The 18,900-nt window shown below is 69.5% G+C and carries 18 protein-coding genes and 1 pseudogene; 13 read left to right on the top strand and 6 right to left on the bottom strand.

The window, feature by feature from the left end:
* Positions 1-256: 256 nt before the first annotated feature.
* Positions 257-416 (top strand): annotated as a pseudogene (locus ABT171_RS31570) (DnaB-like helicase C-terminal domain-containing protein); the annotation flags it as partial.
* A 26-nt stretch (positions 417-442) separates the two neighbouring features.
* On the opposite strand, the gene ABT171_RS31565 reads toward ABT171_RS31570, so the two are convergent.
* Positions 443-1,945 carry a helix-turn-helix domain-containing protein gene (locus ABT171_RS31565; RefSeq protein WP_351249811.1) on the bottom strand — a complete coding sequence of 501 codons (1,503 nt, stop codon included), beginning with the start codon at positions 1,943-1,945 and terminating at the stop codon, positions 443-445.
* A 280-nt stretch (positions 1,946-2,225) separates the two neighbouring features.
* Here ABT171_RS31565 and ABT171_RS31560 point away from each other — a divergent pair, with 280 nt between their 5' ends.
* The 12 genes from ABT171_RS31560 to ABT171_RS31505 all read left to right on the top strand — a co-directional run bounded on the left by ABT171_RS31560 (position 2,226) and on the right by ABT171_RS31505 (position 12,662).
* Positions 2,226-2,792, top strand: coding sequence for a hypothetical protein (locus ABT171_RS31560; RefSeq protein ID WP_069779979.1), 567 nt, complete (start codon positions 2,226-2,228; stop codon positions 2,790-2,792).
* A gap of 862 nt (positions 2,793-3,654) precedes the next feature.
* Complete coding sequence (locus ABT171_RS31555) at positions 3,655-3,885, top strand: hypothetical protein (protein WP_069779978.1); 231 nt, start codon at positions 3,655-3,657, stop codon at positions 3,883-3,885.
* The gene (locus ABT171_RS31550; protein WP_193433515.1) at positions 3,863-4,375 is read left to right on the top strand and encodes a DUF6879 family protein; all 513 of its coding nucleotides are present in this window, start codon (positions 3,863-3,865) and stop codon (positions 4,373-4,375) included. The genes ABT171_RS31555 and ABT171_RS31550 overlap by 23 nt, the downstream gene beginning before the upstream one ends.
* Positions 4,376-4,403: 28 nt before the next feature.
* Entirely contained in the window at positions 4,404-5,249 is an 846-nt protein-coding gene (locus tag ABT171_RS31545) for a helix-turn-helix domain-containing protein (RefSeq protein ID WP_069779977.1), read from the top strand.
* Positions 5,250-5,344: 95 nt separating this feature from the next.
* Positions 5,345-5,731, top strand: a complete 387-nt coding sequence (locus ABT171_RS31540; RefSeq protein ID WP_227025901.1) for a hypothetical protein — start codon at positions 5,345-5,347, stop codon at positions 5,729-5,731.
* A complete protein-coding gene (locus tag ABT171_RS31535; RefSeq protein ID WP_351249808.1) occupies positions 5,728-6,270 on the top strand; it encodes an NUDIX hydrolase in 543 nt (180 codons plus the stop codon). The genes ABT171_RS31540 and ABT171_RS31535 overlap by 4 nt, the downstream gene beginning before the upstream one ends.
* A gap of 386 nt (positions 6,271-6,656) precedes the next feature.
* Positions 6,657-7,457 (top strand): diaminopimelate epimerase, encoded by an 801-nt coding sequence (dapF, locus tag ABT171_RS31530; protein ID WP_069779974.1) that lies wholly within the window; start codon positions 6,657-6,659, stop codon positions 7,455-7,457.
* Positions 7,454-8,545 (top strand): D-alanine--D-alanine ligase family protein, encoded by a 1,092-nt coding sequence (locus tag ABT171_RS31525; RefSeq protein WP_069779973.1) that lies wholly within the window; start codon positions 7,454-7,456, stop codon positions 8,543-8,545. The genes dapF and ABT171_RS31525 overlap by 4 nt, the downstream gene beginning before the upstream one ends.
* Before the next feature lie 144 nt (positions 8,546-8,689).
* Complete coding sequence (locus ABT171_RS31520) at positions 8,690-9,106, top strand: cysteine peptidase family C39 domain-containing protein (protein ID WP_503077278.1); 417 nt, start codon at positions 8,690-8,692, stop codon at positions 9,104-9,106.
* On the top strand, positions 9,106-9,468 hold the full coding sequence (locus ABT171_RS31515; protein ID WP_107440875.1) for a glutamate ligase domain-containing protein: 363 nt from the start codon (positions 9,106-9,108) through the stop codon (positions 9,466-9,468). The genes ABT171_RS31520 and ABT171_RS31515 overlap by 1 nt, the downstream gene beginning before the upstream one ends.
* 433 nt (positions 9,469-9,901) lie before the next feature.
* On the top strand, positions 9,902-10,123 hold the full coding sequence (locus tag ABT171_RS31510) for a hypothetical protein (protein ID WP_351249804.1): 222 nt from the start codon (positions 9,902-9,904) through the stop codon (positions 10,121-10,123).
* 1,579 nt (positions 10,124-11,702) lie between these two features.
* Entirely contained in the window at positions 11,703-12,662 is a 960-nt protein-coding gene (locus tag ABT171_RS31505) for a hypothetical protein (RefSeq protein ID WP_351249802.1), read from the top strand.
* Between the two features lie 15 nt (positions 12,663-12,677).
* Here ABT171_RS31505 and ABT171_RS31500 read toward each other — a convergent pair whose 3' ends face one another.
* The 5 genes from ABT171_RS31500 to ABT171_RS31480 all read right to left on the bottom strand — a co-directional run bounded on the left by ABT171_RS31500 (position 12,678) and on the right by ABT171_RS31480 (position 18,883).
* Complete coding sequence (locus ABT171_RS31500) at positions 12,678-14,489, bottom strand: copper resistance CopC/CopD family protein (RefSeq protein WP_351249800.1); 1,812 nt, start codon at positions 14,487-14,489, stop codon at positions 12,678-12,680.
* Between the two features lie 114 nt (positions 14,490-14,603).
* Positions 14,604-15,365, bottom strand: a complete 762-nt coding sequence (locus ABT171_RS31495; RefSeq protein WP_351249798.1) for an SDR family NAD(P)-dependent oxidoreductase — start codon at positions 15,363-15,365, stop codon at positions 14,604-14,606.
* Positions 15,362-15,841, bottom strand: a complete 480-nt coding sequence (locus ABT171_RS31490) for a cupin domain-containing protein (protein ID WP_351249796.1) — start codon at positions 15,839-15,841, stop codon at positions 15,362-15,364. The genes ABT171_RS31495 and ABT171_RS31490 overlap by 4 nt, the downstream gene beginning before the upstream one ends.
* Positions 15,842-15,861: 20 nt before the next feature.
* On the bottom strand, positions 15,862-16,464 hold the full coding sequence (locus ABT171_RS31485; protein WP_351249794.1) for a GNAT family N-acetyltransferase: 603 nt from the start codon (positions 16,462-16,464) through the stop codon (positions 15,862-15,864).
* Positions 16,457-18,883: a penicillin acylase family protein gene (locus ABT171_RS31480; protein WP_351249792.1), complete on the bottom strand. Its 2,427-nt coding sequence runs from the start codon at positions 18,881-18,883 to the stop codon at positions 16,457-16,459. Before ABT171_RS31480 ends, ABT171_RS31485 begins: the two co-directional genes overlap by 8 nt.
* Between the last annotated feature and the right edge of the window lie 17 nt (positions 18,884-18,900).

The following is an 18,900-nucleotide window of genomic DNA, read 5'->3' as shown; positions in this document are numbered from 1 at the left end:
ATCACCACCGTGCACACCACCAACAGCAGCCCCCATGACGACGCCACCCGACGGCGCGAGCTCAACACCGCCGCCTCCATCAGCGACGTCCTCGTGTGGCAGCTGCGGCGTAGCGCCCACCTGCCCGCCGTACCTGAAAGCCTCCGCGACGGACCCGTCCGAGGTAACCGGCGCACCCCGTCCTCGGGGCCCGCCACGCACTCGGCCACGAGCGCAACGAACGACTCCGTCCGTCGGCGCTGACCGGCCGAATCGGGCGGTCATCCTGCTCCACCGCGAGGACACCTACGAGAAGGACTCGCCCCGCGCCGGCGAGGCTGAACTGATCGTTTCCAAGCACCAGCACGGTCCCACTGTCACCATCACCTCCCCTTGCAGGCCACTACTCCCGCTTCGTCGACATGGCGCAGAGATAGCGGGGACCCGCTGCTCACAGCTTGGATCACAACGCATCCGGTTGCCAGATCACGTGATCCGGATAGATATGTGCTGTCGGCGACAGACGGTACGTCCCGCTGCTCGTGTCCGCGGGCAGCACCCAGCCGACGCCCTGGTACGCGTAGGGCACGCCGATGGCGCGGGCGACGGAACACCGCTTCGTGTCGGTGATCCGGGTCTGACCCCCCGCCACTGTCATCACTTCGGTGCCCGGCCAGCCCGGGCAGGACCGGAAGGTTCCCGCCTGGACGTACTGAAGCCGGATCTTGAGGGTTGATGCCGCACTACTCACATTGGTGATCTTGAGTGCGAAGGAGACCTGGGCAGCTTGGACACGCGCGCACACCCGCCACACGACACCGGCGGGGCCCTGGACTGGCGGTCCGCATCGGCTGTCCTCGCCCAGCGTCCCCTTCTCGACGTCGGCTCCTTGAATGAGCGGTGCTGTGGTGGGGACAGCTGAGGGCTGAAGGCTGGGCAGCGGCCAGGTGACGGGGTGGCCACTCTGCGTTCCGGTCACGTCGGGGAATTCCTGCCACCCATCGGGAACGTCAGCCTGCCCCGCCCTGGCTGCCGTGGCTGCCTGCCAGGACGTTCCGGGGCGATCGGGTGTGGTGCGTACGGAGCAAGTCGCGGCTTGGCCAGCCTGCAAGGTGACGGTGCACCGGTGGGGAGGTACATCGGGTCGGTAGGTGTTGCCGTCGGTGAGCCATACGAAGACGGTGTACGTGCCGGACTGCAGGGCGACGACGCTGCTGGCGAGTTCCAGCTGGCCATTGACCACGCGGACGCAAGGGTTTGCACGCAGCGGGGCGTGCGCGAGAGTGACCACCCCCCGGCATCCTCCCGCCGCGTCGCTTCCCGCCGCGCCGCCCTCGATCCTTGCCGGTGCCCGGGCGGGCCCGAACATCCCTGTCCCCACCATCCCTGCGACCGCGAGCAGGACAAGAGCCATCACGCCGACAGCCGCAACCCACCATCTCCGTGACGAGGGCTTGTCCGGCCTTACGGCTGTCTCGCCGCCTGGCTGCTGCGGCACCCGGACCGGGAACGGCTCGCGGCTGCCGCCCGATGCAGCGGCTGACGGCTGGTCAGAGGTCACATCGCCCGCGCTTCCCGCACCATCACCGGCGGGGGCAACGGTGTCTGCGGGTGCCCGCGATGGCGCCTCCGGCCTTCGCGGCCCCGATCCCTGCTTCTGGGACACTCTCGCCAAGCGCCGCCACTCCTGCCATTGCGCGAGCTCATCCTCACCGACGCCGAAGATGTCGGCCAACGCAGCCAGGACGCTCGGCTGGGGCAGCTCGGTGCGAACTGGGTCCAGGTAGCGACTCAGCGAAGACTTGCTCACCCCACGCGCGCCCGGCCCAAGGGCGTCCCTGAGCTTCGCTTCGACACGGTCGTACGCCAGCAGGGATTCCCGCATCCGCGCACTCAACGCTTCCACGAGCAGGTCTCTCGGAGCCGACACACTCTGCCTGCCGCTCACGTCCTGCTCGTGGCCCACGTCTTCCTCTCCCAACGCCGTCCCATTTCTCATCCCAGTGGTGGTGTTTCCGCAGCTCACGGCACCTGCCAAAGCATGGGACAAGGCTGGGACGCGGTTGGGAGAAGTCGCCGGCGGAATCGCTGGAGTCACGCCTGGCCGATTGCCCACCATGGATTCCGCGACCCACCGAGGCCGCCAACTCCCCGCCCTGCACGACTGCTTGGCTTTGCCATGCCCGGCAGAGCGTAGCGGAGCAGCACACCAGGACCAGACCACCCACTTGCCGAAAGGAAGCCCCATGCGCAGCACCGCAACCCGACTGATGCGAGCCATCGCGCTCGCCGGCGTAGCCCTGGCCTCTACCACCGGACTGGCCGCGGAGCCCGCTCACGCGTCCACCCCCGAGTACGGACGCGTCTGCATGTTCAACCGAACGAAGGCGGTTGGGACCCTGGGCCACGTTGGGTGGGCCATCAAGGTCCGCGGCCAGAAGGACCACTACTTCTTCGGGGCGACGGAGGACCCCGGGCAGACGTGGTACGCCGGCGGCACCTGGGCACAGGTGTACAGCACCTTCAAGCGGCACCCCTTCCACGGTCACGTTCTCACCTACAACCGCTACCGCTGTGTCACCACCCGCGACGGTGACGTCACCGCGGCACTGCGCGCCTACGTCCGCACCAAGCCGGGCTACAACCTCTTCACGAACAACTGCCTCACGAAGTCCCTGTCCATCATCAAGGCGTACAGTCGCGTGCTCGCGAACGACAGGCGCCTCGTCCCCGGCGACTACACCGCTCCGAACTACTACTTCGCAGCCGTACTGAACACTGATCACTGGGAGCGGATCCACCCGGTCCGCTGACACCGACCGATGCATCTCAGAGCGCCCGAGAACGGACGGTGCTCATGCTGCGATGCGCATCCTGCGACGGCGACGGCGAGTGCCGTGACTGCCAGGGCACCGGAGAGCACAGAGGCGGCTCCAGTCCGCGGAAGTGCGACACCTGCGGCGGGAACGGCCTGTGCCGGGCATGCGGCGGCAAAGGATCAACGCCCAGCGGGTGACGAGGTGCGACCAGAACTCCATCCAAGATCACTTCGTCCTGCGGGGCGAATCACCTGATGATTGAAGGGATCTCTCATGGCTCGTTGCAAGGCATGCCCGGACAGGAAGGGCGAATGCCGCAGATGTAAGGGCACCGGCAAGGTGGACGGCTTCCTGCAGCCCAAGAAGTGCGACACCTGCGGCGGAGACGGCAGGTGCAGCGGCTGTAACGGCTCCGGCTACACCAGCGGCTGGTAGCAGCTCACGAACTGGGCGCCGTCTCGCGGGCCTGGGCGGTTCTTGGCCGCCCAGGCCCGTGCCGCTTGGCGGTGGTTTCCTCAACGAGGGCGGACGAGTCCTTGGATTACGCGTGGCCTTGCGGCTGCGGCCAGCCGATGCATCGCTACGGGACCGGAGCCTCCGGTCCCGCCTGCCGATCCCGCCTCATCACCTCGTAGACCTGACCACCGTGGCCTTGGCGACGGCCTTACGCACGTGGGCATCGACAAGGCCAGGGCTACCAGAAGCCGCGACGACCACCGTCCCGTGCGGACGGCCGCCTGCCTGACGACGCTACGGCGCTCGGTTCCTGGCAAGTTTGGGCAAGTTCCTGGCTCGACAGCCCAGTCGCGGGCAAGCTCTGGCACAAACATCGTTACCGGCACCCGAGGAGGTCATCATGGCCCTGATCAAGCTCGGTAAGGACCCCGAGAGCCCCAGCGGCGGCTCCCCCACCGTCTACCTCGACGACGAGAAGGACACCTACCTCGTGCAGGGGTGGAAGGTGGAAGACTCCGAGCGACTCGGGCAGATGGACATCCCCGGACACGAGACGGTGGTGGAGATCCCCCGGCGCATGGTGCAGTTCTTCCAGGAGGTGAAGCAGCGTGACGAGGACCCCGACGTTTGAGGAGCTGTTCCGCGACTGCCAACGGACCGCTGTTCACCTGGAGATGCGCGACGCCTACATGAAGTCAGACCCGGCCTTCATCGACTGGAAGGCCGGTGTGGTTCTCGATCCGGCCGAACGCTGGGCCGACTGGCACGCCATCGTCACGGAGGCGACCTCGCGAGGCGTCGAGGTCCGACGCGCCCGCGTCGTCTCGACACCGGTCAGCGAGTACATCCGGTTCGAATACGACGTGACGGACGGGCTGAACATCGCCGCCGGCGAAGGCGTGCGCTGGCTCTCACGGCGAGGGGCAACCGACCTCGCCCTTCCGGGCAACGACTTCTGGCTGTTCGACTCCCACCTCGTCCTCGTCAACCACTTCGACGGCGAGGGCGAGAACATGGAGGTCGAACTCACGGAAGACCCGGAGGTGGCGAAGCTCTGCGAATCTGCCTTCGAGGCCGTGTGGAAGCGGGCAACGCCGCACGCAGAATTCGAGCTGGCCTGACAGTCCGAACAGCACCGCCAACACTGACATGACATCGCCGTCTTCGAGCGTCCAGGAAGCCCGCAAGGCCCTCGGACAGCGCCTGGCCGAGATCCGGCAAGGAGCCGGTCTCACCAAGCGGGCGCTGGCCCAGAGCCTGGGCTGGCATGAGTCGAAGGCATCGCGCTTCGAGAGCGGCTCCCGGGCCCCCTCGGAGCGCGACCTTCGCGATTGGTGTTCCGCGTGCGGCGCGGAGGGTGAGGCCGAGGACCTCATCTCGACGGCCCGCGGAATTGAGGGCATGTACGTCGAGTGGCGAAAAATGGAGCGCCACGGCCTCAAGTGGGCTCAGGAGTCGGTGGTCCCCCTATGGGAGCGCACCGAGCGTTTCCGCATTTACTCCCCCTGGCTCATCCCTGGCCCCGTGCAGACAGCCTCATACATCACCGCACTTCTCACCTCCATACGTGACCGCCGAGGACTCATCGACGATGTGCCGGCGGCCGTCAAGGTGCGGGTGGAGAAGCAACAGGTCGTCTACGGGAAACGAAAGTTCGCCATCATCCTGGAAGAAAGCGTTCTGCGGTACCGCATCGGCGGCACGGACGTGATGGCAGGCCAACTCGGCTATCTCCTCAGCGTCATGGCACTGCCCTCGGTGAGCATCGGCATCATCCCCCAGGACGCTGACCGTTCGGGCCTCTGGCCCGTCGAAGGGTTCTTCCTCTACGACGAAGAGTTGGTGAACGTCGAACTGATCTCGGCACACCTCACGGTCGTCCAGAAGCACGAACTTGCCATGTATGCCAAGACCTTCGGCGAGCTGGCTGAACTTGCCGTCTACGGCGCCGATGCGCGGGAAATCATCACCGCTGCCATCGAATCTCTAGGGTGAACGCCTGGCAAGTTCGGGCACACTCGTGGAGCTATATCGCCGCCCCTTCCTAGCTTTATTGGCACGGCAGAAAGCGTGCTCCGGAGGGGCCAGTGATGACTTTGGCAAATACGGGCAAGGCGACGGAGTCGGCCGAGGAATCCGAGGCCGAGAAATCACCCATCGACATCGAGGCAATCTCCTCGCACACGGATGTCGTCCTCGGCCTGCCTATGGGCACGACGACTCGTGCGGTGATGGACCGGCACTTGCCGGGGATTGCCAAGGAGCTGAACCGTCTGCTCGGCGAGGACTTGGGCGCCGACGACGACAGCGATGTGCGGAAGCTCGTCCGCGAGGGGACCAGGCTGATCGACCTCACGAACCGGCCAAACGCCGAAACACCCACGTTCGGGACCTACATCTACCTCCGCAACGTAGCCCTTCTGACGCGGCGGCTGATGTGGATCTACACCGAGCGGAACGGGCTGAGTGCGCCGTGAGCGTCAGAGAAGACCAGATCATCCGGGAGCTTTCCCACTACATCCACGACCACCCTGCCGAGCAGATGGCCTTGATGCCCGTCTATGACGCGGCAGTCGACCACTCGCGACGCCGAGCCTGCACCCACGACCGGCGCTGCCCCCTCGTGATGGCGGGCGCCGTCGTCGTTGACGAACGCAACCGCGTCCTGTGCCTGCGACACGAGGCTGGCTACGCGCTTGCGGAGGCTGAGCCGGAGGCCGAGGACGACTCCCTGAGCGAGGCGGCCCTCCGCCTGCTGGCCGAGCAGGTCGGCATCCGGGACGTATGGACGCAGCCCGGCGCCGAAAGCCCCTTCCTCGTCGACGTGACCAGGCCAGGGCAGCACCGGTACGGACCTCGCCTCCGGGTGGGCATCCGCTATCTCTTCCGGGCCCACTCGGGCGCGGTCTTCCCCTCAATGATCGAAACGGGTGCGGCGGCCTGGGTGCCTCTTGCCGAGATCGGCATCCGGTCAGTCCGCAGCCGCGTGGAACGCCACCTGATCGGAACCCGATGAGCCCTCGAAACCAGCAACTCGCCTACGTGGTATGCCTCGTCGCCATCGGCGGCTCCCTTCTGCTGGGCACCTGGAGAGGCTGAATGTACGAGCGCCGAACCGAGGAGCAGCCGTCCATACCGCCCCCGCCTGTCGGGACAGTGCCAGCCGTCCGGCCCCCGACTGATGTCCGCGTTGGCGACTTCGTCCTCCTGGACGGCAGGTACGAGCGGGTCCAGGACATGAGGGCAGCCGGCGGCGCCTCGGCCCGCATTCTGCACTTCGCCGGACGCACCCCGCTGATCATGCGAGAGGCCCGGACCACCTACCGGCCTCTCGAACGCCGCTGATCGCACCCCGCTCAGACAGCACACCACCATTCACCTCACCACGCGAGGAGCACTGTCATGCGCTTTCGCAAGATGCACGGTGCAGGAAACGACTTCGTCCTGCTCTGCGACCCCTCCCCGGACGACGACATGGACTGGCCCAAGGAGGCGGAGCGCCTGTGCGCCAGGCGTATCGGCGTCGGCGCGGATGGGCTCGTGATCAGCCGACTGGTCAGCAAGGACCCCGCCGTCCTCGAAGTCACCTGCTTCAACTCGGACGGCTCGCTCGCAACGATGTGCGGCAACGCCCTGCGATGCTCCGCCTGGGCCGCGCACCGCGATCACGGCTTCCAGCAGATGAGTCTCCGCATGGCCGGAGTGGAGCACGAGGCGGTCGTCTCAGATGACTCCGTGTGGGTCACGGCCGAGGTGGGAGAGATCCTCCCCCGGCGCTTACAGACGACCATCAACGGCAGGCCGACCTGGTTCGACAGCGCCCACACCGGCACGGAACACGTCGTGGCCATCGTGGACGACGTGGAGGCCATCGATGCGGTGATCGTCGGGCGCCTCGTCCGTCACCACGCCGGCCTTGCCCCGCTGGGCACGAACGTCAACTTCGTTCAATCCGCCGGCAGCCAGGCGCTGAAGATCCGCACCTACGAACGCGGCGTCGAGGCGGAAACCCTGTCATGCGGAAGCGGGGCAGTCGCAGCCGCAGTCATCGCCACCATGCGCGGGCTGGTCGCACGCCGCGCCGTCACGGTCCACAACCGCGCCGGAGAGCCGCTCACGGTCCGGCCACACGACGCCCGGCCGAACCGGACTCAGTGGGTCGGCGGGCCGGTCACCAACACCTTCGAAGGGGTACTCGCATGACTCTCTTCCTCAGCCCCAGCTCCGACCTCGCGGTGCAGAAGGCCGCCGAGGAGCTTCGACAGTGGGGGCAGAGCCGCCAGGGCCTCGGCGTCGCTCTGATCTACGGGCCCGTGTCCGCCGAGGACAGGCTCTACCACTCGAAGTGCCCCGTCGAACAGCGATCCGTCACCGCCCTGGCCGAGGCGCTGGAGGAGATCGGCGCCCGCTGGAAAGTGCTGGACCCGTGCGAACCGGACTTCATCATGGATCTGGTCGGGTACGACGTGGCCCTCTCGAACCTACATGGCCCGTACGGCGAGGACGGCCGGTTGCAGGGTCTCCTCGACTACCTTCGCGTGCCGTACTGTGGCAGCGGGGTCGGGGCATCCGCGGTGGCCGCCGACAAGATCCTCTGCAAGCGGGTGATGCTGACCCTCGGCGTCCCCACGCCCGGCTGGCACGTCTGGACCGGCGGACCAGCGACCTGGAACGGGCGCCCGGTGATGGTCAAGCCACCCTTCGGCGGGTCCAGCGTGGGCATGAGCCTCGTACGCGATCCGGCGGACCTCCCCGGGGCCCTGGCGGACGCTGCCGGCGAGGAGGGTGCGGCCGTTCTCGTAGAGGAGTACGTGAGCGGCATGCCACTGACGGTGGGGCTGCTGGAGCTGCCAGGCGGCTCCGTCATTGCCTTCCCTCCGCTGGCCACCGAGGCCACCGAGGCCGAGTTCTACGACGCCGACACGAAGCTCGACGTGGACTCCAGGGGGACCGTAACCGTACGCGCCGCCGAGCTGGCTCCCGACGTGCTGGACAAGATCACCGGTGACGTCCGGACACTGTGGGACGGGATCGGGCTGCACGGCTCAGCCCGCATCGACTTCATCCTCACCGAGGACGGCGAGCCGTACGTGCTGGAGGTCAACAGCACACCGGGCATGTCCCGCGACAGCAACTTCGCGGTCGGGGCGGCGATGGTCGGACTCACGCACACGGACGTCGTTTTGGCCATGCTGCACGAGGCCCTGGCCCGGCCGCCCTACGATGTCCCCCTGACCACTCCTGTGTTCTCCAGCACCACACTGACACGGGAGGCTGCCGTCTCCCCGTAGGAGCCTGCCGCTGTGCCGTGCGTCCACGAAGTCCCCATGTGCCGACAGCTCATCACCCCCGCCGAGTGGGATCTGCACGGCGGATGGGCACTGGGAGACAGGATCGAATGGTCCAACCGGGCGTGCGGCCTGGCATCGCTGAGAATGATCCTGCTCGCCTACGGGCACGAGGCGCCCACGGTGACGGAACTCCTGAAACTCGCGGTTAAGCACGAGGTTCTGACCCCGCGGGGAGCACTTCACGCGGGGATCGCGCGCCTGGCGACCGACCTGGGAGTGCCCTCTGCCGCAGAGCCCGTGCCCGTCGAAGAACTGCTCGGCCGGCTCGGCGACGCGCCGCTCATCGTGTCCGTGACCGAGCAGTTCCCCGAGGACGGCCGCTCGGGCGGCCACCTCGTCATCCTTCGCGGCTACGAGGACGGCCCCGATCCGACGATCCTCTTCCGGGACCCGTCGGCGTGGGGCCAGACACACGATCGAGTCACGCTCAGCCGCCTGTCCCATTCCTACGCCGGCCGCGCGATCACCTTCGCGCCCCTGACCCCCAACGGAGAATCTTGATGACCGAGGCCGACGGCGACACGACCGAGGCCGCAGGCGGCCGGAGGATCGCCGTACTCGGAGAGATGTTAGAGCTGGGCGACCAGGCCGTTGAAGCCCACCGAGAGATCGGGCGCTTCGCGGCAGAGGTCGGCGTCGATCTCGTCGTGGCGGTCGGAGGGGACCTCGCCAAGCAGCTCGCCCTTGCGGCGGGCGCAGCAGGGGTCCCGGAGATTGCGCTGGTGGGCGACAACGCCACCGCTGCCTCCTACCTCGGCTCCATCCTCCGCCCCGATGACGTTGTTCTCGTCAAGGCCAGCCGCGGCGGCCAGCTCTGGCAGATCGCCCAAGCGCTCACCGGACAGGCCGTTACGGGCCTGTGAGCCGAGTCGGCATGGATTCGCCGGGTGGATCAAGGTCCGCCTCCGGTTGCAGTTCTGGTTGCATTCACCCCCGTCCGGCCCCGTCCACCGCCTGTCCAGCGCCCCACTCCGCCGCAGGTCAGAACGCTCCTGATCGCTCCCGAACCTCCAGACGAACATTTGGAAAGCGTGTTGGGGGCAACCCCTCACGAGTTCGAATCTCGTATCCTCCGCCAGTGCCTCACCGGGCACGTTGTCGAAGGGCCCCACCGCTTGCGGTGGGGCCCTTCGACGTTGTCCGCCGCGGCCGTCTCGCATCGTGAAGGGGCCCTACGATCCAGTTTCGCCTCACCACGTCTCGAAACCCCAGGTCAGCGACATGCAGGGGTGCTTCCCGTCCGGATCTGTGCCGATGGCCACAGCAAACGGGACACAGATAGGCCCATACTGAGTCATGACAAAGCCTGCTGCGCCGAAGCGTCATCTGCCCACCAGCCCCTTCAAGGCCCCGGTCACACCTGTCCCCAAGCACTTCGCCGTGGGCGATCAGGTCACACACGACATGTACGGCCTCGGCCGAGTGGTCGGCGTCGAGGACGGAGTCGCGGCACTCGTGGACTTCCGCTCGGCGCAAATGCGGATCTTGAGCCCGTACTCCAAGATGACCAAGCTGTAGGACCGCGGTGCCCGGTTGCGGCACACCAGGCCCCCTTCAGGGACCTGCAACGAAAGAGAGTCCTCTCATCGATCTGACGTCGCTGTTTTCCGCCCTGGAAGGGCAACCCCGCCGCTCCGCCGCAGCGTCGCCGCCTCCGGCGACCAACCCCTTCCAGGCCCCCGCCTTCGGGGAAGACGAGACCCTGCCGCACGAGGACTCACAGGAGCCCGCCTCGGACGTACGTGCGGCGCGAACCAAGGCCGCCTAGCTCCACGAATGACGATGGCTCCGGCAACTGGCCGCGGGCCGTCTCCCGTGCCGCGGTGAAGAGCGCGGCCGTCTCGGTTTCCGTCTCATCCAGCCCCGTTCACCGTCGTTCGGACGAGACCGTGCGCCGGGTCCTTCCGTAGCCAAGCCACTCATGAACGCAGGTGAACGGCCTGTACGCGCCCCGGCTCACCGGGCACGATGTCAAAGAGCCCCACCGCTTGCGGTGGGGCTCTTCTTCGATTCCCGTTGGCTTCCACGAGGACCGACTTTCATCAGCAGCGCCGCGACCCTCACGGCTGCTGCTGGACGATTGGCTACTGGAGTGCGTGTGTCCGGGAGCCGTGTTTGAAGGCTGACTGGAACCTTCTTGCCGAGCACGATGCGGACACAGTGTTGGTGTTGCGGGAGCTGGTGGCTGCCGCCGCGGGAGCGATCGCCAGGGAAAGGGACCGGGAGGTCCTGTCTCGCCGTCTCGGTTTGCCTGATCAGTCGGCTCAGACAGTGGAGAAGATGGGTGAAGCCCTCGCACACTGCCGCCCCGGCGACCCCCAAGACTCCGCGAGGTGCTGGCAGAGCTGAGCTGTGTGGACCGCGTGCCACCCGGTGCGGGAACCTCGGCAGCTGAACGATTGCTCGGTATGGCCGACGTTCTGCTTCCCTCCGCAACGCCGCGGCAAACGGTGCCCCTGCCGGCCGGCGACGACAAGGCGCGGAAGACCTGGCCGTCGAAGCTGCCACGGTACGCCTGCTCCGTCACGAGGCCGCCCGCCGCGAAGCGACACGGCAGAGGCGCATCGATCGCGCTGGCCGGCGCTGGGCCGCGTGGAGGCCGACGTGAGCTGTTCACGTTCTGCCGCAGTCGCGGCTGGGACCTTGTTGCCACCGATGGCAACCGGAGCCGCCACCTCCTTGAGAGTCGATCGGTGGATCCACGGCTGGACGCCGCGCTCACCGCAGCTCGGGAGGAGCATGAGGAACTGACATGGCCACAGGTACGTGCGGCACTCGGTTCCTTGCCAGTGGATTCTCTGAGCCTGTCAGCCTTGATCTTGAAGCGAGGCTGGATGTGGCACGTCCGCCCCTACTGACTCCGTGCGGGACGGGGTTCTCTGGCCCTCTAGTTGGCCGACGGCCACTTCCGCGGTGATGTCGGTCGCGTCCCGACTCGATCAAATAATGCAAAGGTCGCCCAACACACCGTTCTGCACCGATCATTTCAGATCGCTTGCGAGCATGTGAACTCACAAGTACCCACACCCTCTTATTTTTTGACCGCAAGATCCCGGGAGCCTAGAGGCTCCCCGAACACAAAAGCGAGAGGGGTAGCGTGACCAACGGAGGGAAGAGCATCCCGCCCGTCTACACCGAAATGATCGAGGTGACACCCGAGACGTGCAAGAGCTGGATGGAGAAGCGAACATGTAATCGCGTTCCGCTCAAGCGCTCCAATATTGACAAGTTCAAGAGCATCCTGCGAAGCGGTCAGTTCCGGACCACTCATCAGGGTTTCGCGCTTGACTGGCATGGCTGCCTCATCGACGGACAGCACAGAGCGGCCGCGCTCATTGAAACCGGGATGACCGTGACGAGCCAGGTCACCTACAACATGGACCCGGAGGCCTTCGCCGCCATCGACGGCGGCCGCGTCCGCACTGCCGGGGACTTCGTCGCCCAGTTGACCGACATGAAGCAAAGCAACTCCAACGTGTACGGCGCCGCCTTGAAGGTCCTCAGCAATCGCCTTTCAGGCCAGCATTGGACACGGTGGACCAACGGCAGGCCCACGGCCGAGCAGTTGCAGGAGTGGGTGGGAAAGTGGCCTATCAGCGAGGATCGCATCATCCGCCTGACTGCCAAGGGCAAGCAATGTCACGCCAGCGCGACCGGCCTGATTGTCGCCTACAAGATCATCACCGAGACCTGGCCGGAGCGCATCGCCGACATGTTCTTCGACTACATCGGAGAGGCCAGTAAAGAATTCGTCGGCCGAGATCCCCGAGCCATCTACACAAACACCATGATCAACGTGAACAAGGGCCGCGTCAGTCGTGACAGCGTTCAGCAGTCCGCGCAGGCAGTCAAGGCGTTCAACGCTCTGATCGCAGGAGAGACGATCGGCACTCTGAAGAAGATGAAGATCGGTGGTACGAAGATCGTCGAAGACCGGAAGACCGGCGAGGAGATCGAGCAGGTCTACCTTGCAGATCGCTACCCTGAAGTCATTGCGAGGACCGTCGAGGTGAGCGAGAAGTGGCTCACGCGCGACAGCCTCGTGCTCTTCGACTGAAGATCGCGTTCCCGATCACCTGCCATCGTTCTGTTCGACCTGACCCGCCACCCGCACCGCCGCCGACACCGTCACCTGGTCCACCTCCGACACCCGTACCGTCACCTTCATCGTCCAGGTGCCCGGCAGGGGGAGGTCGAAGGAGTCGGCCGCCCAGTAGCCGCCCCGGTCGGTGACCCGGGTGTTCAGGGGGCCGATCCGCTGGCTGGGCAGGGTGAAGGTGACCCGTAGTTCGGGGACTGTGGACAGGCCGCCGTCGGGGCCGTAGACCACCGCCTGGACGGAGGTGCGGCCCACGCGGCCCGGGTCCAGGGTGACCTGGACCCTGCCGTGGCCGCGAGGGGTGCCGACGTCGAAGGGGACCGTGGTGACGGAGGCCGTCGGGATGCCGCTCGCCGGTGCCGCGGTCTCCGCGTTCTCGGCGGCCTCGGTGGCCGTCCGGCCCGGCACCGTGCTCGTCAGGAGGGTGGTCAGGGCCAGGACCACCACGCCTACGGCCGCCTCCGCCAGCACCGAGCGGCGCAGGAGGTGGAAAGGGAGCTGTGGGGGCGGAGCGGGGGGCTCCGGTGGGAGCGGGGGGCCCATGGCCGGTTCGGGGACGCGGGCGGAGGCTGCCGCTTTCCGGGCCGGGGCCTGTGTCAGACGGGCCGTCCAGGTGCGGGAGCAGGCCGCCGCCAGCAGCAGCGCGGTGACCGCCGCCAGTTTGGCCAGCAGGGTACGGCCGTACGTCGTGTCCGTGAGCGCCTGCCACGAACCGAGGCCCCGCCAGGACTGGTAGACACCGGTCACCACCAGGACCGTCACCGAGGCGAAGGCCAGCCGCGAGAAGCGGGCCGGGACCGCGGCCGGGAGGGCCGGTGTGCGGTGCAGCACTCTCAGCAGCGCGGCCAGGCCGCCCAGCCAGGCCGCCATGGCCAGCAGATGGAGGGTGGCGGAGGCGATCGCCAGCGGCACCTGGAGGCCCGCGGAGGCGTGTTCGGCCGCCGACCAGGTCAGCGCGAGGGGCAGCGAGAGGGCCGCGGCCACGGTGAGGGTGGCGCGGCGCGGGAGCCTTCTTCGACGGGCTCGGAGCAGGGCCACGGCGGCTGCCGCCAGGAGCAGCAGCGCCAGCCGGACGAGCAGGAGTGCGCCGGGGCGGGTCGTGGCCGCGTGCGCGAGGGCGCGCAGGGAGAGGGCCTGCGCGGGGGAGGTGCCCTCCTCGTAGGGGGTGCGCAGGACGAACAGGGCGGCCGTCGAGGCGAGGAGGGTCCAGGCGGCGGCCAGGGCGGGGGTGCGCAGGGTGGCCGCGGCCGGCGGGCGGCAGTACGCCACGAACGCGGCGGTGCCGAGGAGGAGGGCCAGGCAGAGGTAGGCGAGCCAGCGGGCGATGTTGTACAGGGCCGCGGTGGTGGGGTTCTCCGTGGCGTCGGGGACCGCGCTCACGGTCGTCGCCGTGCGCTTGCCGACCGAGAAGGTGAGCGCACCGGACACCGGGTGGCTGTCCGCCGACACCACCCGCCAGGCGACCGTGTAGGTGCCGGTGGTGAGCCTGGCGGGCAGGGCGACGCGGGCCGTGTCCGAGCGGCCGGGGGCGTGGCCGGCGGGGCCCGTGCGCACCCGGTGGTTGCGGGGGTCGTAGACCCGGAAGGAGTCGGTGAGCAGGCCGACCGACTCGGTGAAGGTCAGGGTGACGTGCCGGGGGGCCGTGCGCAGGACGCTGCCGTCACCGGGGTCGCTCGTGCGCAGGGCCGCGTGCGCCGCCGCGGGTGCCGCCGTGCCCAGCAGGAGGCACAGCAGACCCGCACAGAGCAGGGGCAGCCTGCGCCCCCACCGGTGTGCCTCACGCACCTCGCCCCTCCCTCGCCCCGTGCCCTCCGCAGGGGCGCATGCCTCCGTGTGGGCGCGTGCCTTCCGTTGCGGGCGCGCGCCTCTGTATGAGTACGCAGGGAGCGGCCGGAGTGCTCACCACGTCGGGCGGGCCGAGACGCCGCCGTCCACGGTCAGGTCGTGGCCGGTGATCCAGCGCGCCAGCGGCGAGGCCAGGAACACGCAGGCGTCGGCCACGTCCTCGGGACGGCCGAGACGGCCGGTGGGGGCGGCGGCCAGCCAGCGGCGTACGCCGTCCGGCCAGGCCTGTGCCAGGCCCTCCCGGTCGATCAGGCCGGGCGAGACGGTGTTGACGCGGATGCCGTCGGGCCCGTACTCCAGGGCGGCCGCCCGGGCGTGCATGACGACCGCCGCCTTGGCCGCGCTGTAGTGGGCGTGGCCGGGGGCGGGGCGGGCGGCCTCGATGGAGGCGATGTGGGTGATGGTGCCGCCGCCGTGTGCGCGCAGGTGCACGGCTGCGGCCTGGGTGCAGGCGAAGACGCTGGTGAGGTCGGTGTCGACGACCGTGCGCCACTCGGCCGCCGTCATACCGGGCAGCGGCTGGACGGGCTGGACGGCCGCGTTGTTGACGAGGGCGGTGAGCCGGCCGCCGGACCAGTCCAGCACCTCCCGGACCAGGCGGTGGCAGGCGTCCTCGTCCGTGAGGTCCGCCCGGAGTACGACGGCCTCGCCGCCCGCGGCCCGGATCCGGGCCGCCACTTCCCCGGCCGCCTGCACCGCCGTACGGCAGTGCAGGGCCACCGCCGCGCCCTCCTCGGCGAAGCGCAGCGCGATGGCGCGGCCGATGCCGCCGCCCGCGCCGGTCACCAGGGCGGTCTGTCCGTCGAGCAGGCTCATGGGCGGCACAGTTCCGCGATCCGGGCGGCCTCGGACGGGTAACGCGCCGTGAGGGCGGCCGCGTTCCCGTGTTCGTAGTCCGCGTAGGTGAAACCGGGGGCCATGGTGCAGCCGAAGAACGACCACGCGCCGCCCGGCGCCACCCGCGCGCCCATCCAGGTGCGGGCCGGCACGGTCAGCTGGACGTGCTGCCCGGACAGCGGGGCGGGGCCGAGGACTTCGGTGCGGGTGGTGCCGTCGGGGGCGAGGAGCAGGAGGCGGAGCGGGTCGCCGAGGTAGAAGTGCCAGATCTCGTCGGTGGGCAGGCGGTGCAGGGCGCAGAAGTCGTCCGTGGTGAGCAGGGCGACGATGGCCGAGCCCGTGGGGCGTCCGTCGGCCCCCTCCGGCCCCTCCCAGGTACGGCGGAACAGGCCGCCCTCGCGGGGGATGGGTTCGAGGCCGTAGTAAGCGATCAGCTCTTCGGGCGTCGTCGTCATCCGGGCAAGGCTAGTGGGCACTAGTCGCCCGGAAAGGCCACCGACCGGTCCAGGAAGGCGAGTTGGGCGTGCTTCTCGGGCAGGTGCACGTCGGGGATGTCCACCTCGGGCAGGACGACCGCCGGGCCGCGCACGAAGCCCTGCCGTTCGAAGCGGGCGATCGCCCTGGTGTTGCGCACGTCCGGGTCGACCACGAGCCGGCGCCGGTTCAGGGCGCGCAGCGCGTAGGCCGTCATCACGCTCAGCAGGGCGGAGGTCCAGCCGGGGCGGCGGCCGTCGGGGCCGGCGGGGCCGAGGAGGACGTGGACGCCGAGGTCACCGGGGAGGACGTCGTAGCACTCACCGACCCGGTCCGCGGCCGGTTCGTACGTCTGGAGCAGAGCCGCCGGTGTGCCGTCCTTGGTGACGAGGTGGGCGTGGTGGGTGCCGAGGCCGGCCATGTGGGTGTAGATGTCGGCGACCTGGTCCCGGGTGAGGCCGTTCATGCCCCAGAAGGCGGCGCGTTCCTCGCTCACCCAGCCGTGCACGACGTCCGCGTCGGACACCGGGTCGAGGGGGCGGACACGGACGGTGCCGAAGCCGTCGACGTGCTGTTCGAAGGCTTCGTGGGAGCGGTCAGTCATGGGTTTCCTCGGTGCGTTCCAGCAGGGTCAGCAGGGTCCAGTCGGTGACGACGGGGGCGAGTTCGCCCGCGAGCCACAGGGGGAGTTGGTCATGGTGGTGGGGGGCGCCGGGGACACCGTCGGCGCCGAAGGGGACCACCCAGCGGCTGCCCGCGCGGTCGCCCAGGTCCCAGACGTACCGGGCGGCCGGGCCGCGGGCCGCGCGGTCGGTGAGGCCGGGGACGGCGGAGGTGCAGAGCACGCAGTCGTGGTCACCGGCGAGCCCGGGTTCCGGCCCGGGTTCCGGGTCTCCCGGCGCTTGCGGGAGTGCGCGCCAGGGGGCGAGGCGGTGGGTCGTGGACCAGGTGCCGGCCGGCTGCCCGGCGGCCACCTCCTCCAGGGCCGCGCGCACGATCGCCGGACGGTCGACGCCGTACAACTCAGCTGCGCGCAGCAGGTGTTCCAGGGCGTAGCCGATGCGCGGGACGAGGGCCAGCCAGGGAAGCAGGACCTCCGGGTAGGCGGGGGGCTCGGCGAGCGGGGCGAACACCGGGTGGGCGGCGAGGCGGCGTACGACCGCGGAGCGTACGGCGGCGTAGTCGGCCGCGTCGGTGCTGTCGGCGTCCATGCGGCGGTTCCAGGCGAGCAGGCGGGCGCGCAGGCGGGCCGCTTCGGGGCTGAGCTCGCCGAGGGCGGCGAGGTGGTCGAGGAGGGGGCCGGCGGAGGCGAGGTGGGTGTCGGTGTGGATCGCGGGCATGCCGTCGGCGGACCAGGTGCGGCGCGCGTCGAGGAGGGCGCGGATGCGGTCGGCGCGGTGCGGTGGGGCGAACTCGACGCCGAGGGGGGTGGCGGGGCCGCGCTGGTTGGCCATCACCGCGATGCCGTCCCGCACGGGCGCGTACGGCGTCTGGTGCCAGCCCTGCCAGTCGTGGCCGGGGTGCCAGGCGGGCACGGGGTGGAGGCGGTTGGCGCGGGCGCGCACGGGGACGCGGCCGGCGACGCGGTGCAGGGTGCCGCCCTGGGAGTCCGCGGCCTGTACGACGTTGACGGGCTCGGCCCAGGCGTCGAGGGCACGGTCGACGTCGGCGACGGTGCGGGCGCGGAGGAGGGGCAGGAGGGCGCTGAATCCGAGGTCTTCCGTGACGCGGGGTGGGTAGCGCAGGGCGAGCGCCACGGCTTCGCCTTCGCCGCGCATGCCGTTCCCACCCGCACCACCCGTGCGGCTTTCGTCGCCGGGTGCGGGTGGCCCCGGCAGGGCGTTCCCGCCGTCGGCGGCTCGCGCCTCGATCACCGGAGCGGGCGCACCCCCGGGACCGACCCGCACAGCAGGCGCGGCCTGCACGCCGGGCGCACCCTCGGGGCCAACCCGCACGCCAGGCGCGGCCTGCACGGCGGGCGCACCCCCGGGACCGACCCGCACGCCGGGCGCGGCCTCGGGGCCGGACTGCATGGTGGGAGCGGTCTGAACGGCGGACTGCGGGGCGTGCGACGGTTCGGGCGTGAGCCCCGCCTCCAAGCCCTCCGGCCCCCCGACGATCACCGGCCCCCGGTCCGTCTCGATCACCTCGATCTCGATCGGCGCTTCTCCCGCGATCTCGACCGTCTCCGTGTGCCGCGCGGCCCGGTGCCAGTGGCCGTCCGGGCCGAGGGACTGGACGCCGGCGCCCGTGCGGCGCAGGCGTTCGCGGTAGAGGTCCTGGTAGTCGGCCATGGCGTTGGTGATGGCCCAGGCGACCGTGCCGGTGTGGCCGAAGTGGGCGATGCCGGGGACGCCGGGCACGGCCAGGCCGATGACGTCGAACTCCGGGCAGGAGAGGTGGATCTGCTGGTAGACGCCGGGGTCCTCGATGAAGCGGTGCGGGTCTCCGGCGATCAGGGCGTGACCGGAGGCGGTACGGGCGCCGGTGACCAGCCAGCCGTTGCTGCCGGCGGTGCCGGGGCCGTCGGTGGCGAACAGGCCGACGGCGTCGGGGCCGAGGTGCCGTATCGCCTGCTCGCGCCAGAGCTTGGCCGGGAAGCCGGCGAAGAGGAGGTGGGTGGCGAGCCAGACGCCGAGCGGGGTCCAGGGCCGCCAGCGGCCGGGGACGAGGCCGGTGCGGGTGAACTCGGGGGCGCGGCGGGCCCCTTCGGACAGGCCCCCGTTGACGCCGTCGACGTACGCGCGGACCCAGTCGGCCGTTTCGGGGTCCCGGCGCTCCAGCGCGGCGAAGCAGCGGCGGGCGGTGTCGTCGAGGCGGGCCCGGCGGACGAGGACGTCCCAGGACAGGGCGCCGGCGCCGAGGAAGGAGGCCGAGGTGCCCTGGGAGCGGTGGCGTTCGACCTCCAGCTGCCAGGCGCGGTCCCGGGCGGTCACCCGGCCCTGGGCCCAGGCGAGTTCGCGGGCGCTGGAGGCGCGCAGGTGGGGGATGCCCCAGGCGTCGCGGTAGGTCTCGGTGGTCAACCGGGAACCCCCCTTTG

It is taken from the genome of Streptomyces sp. NPDC001851 (assembly GCF_040297165.1).
Lineage (GTDB): Bacteria > Actinomycetota > Actinomycetes > Streptomycetales > Streptomycetaceae > Streptomyces.
Note: the sequence above shows the minus strand (reverse complement) of the source record. Positions and strands in the feature narration are given on the sequence as shown.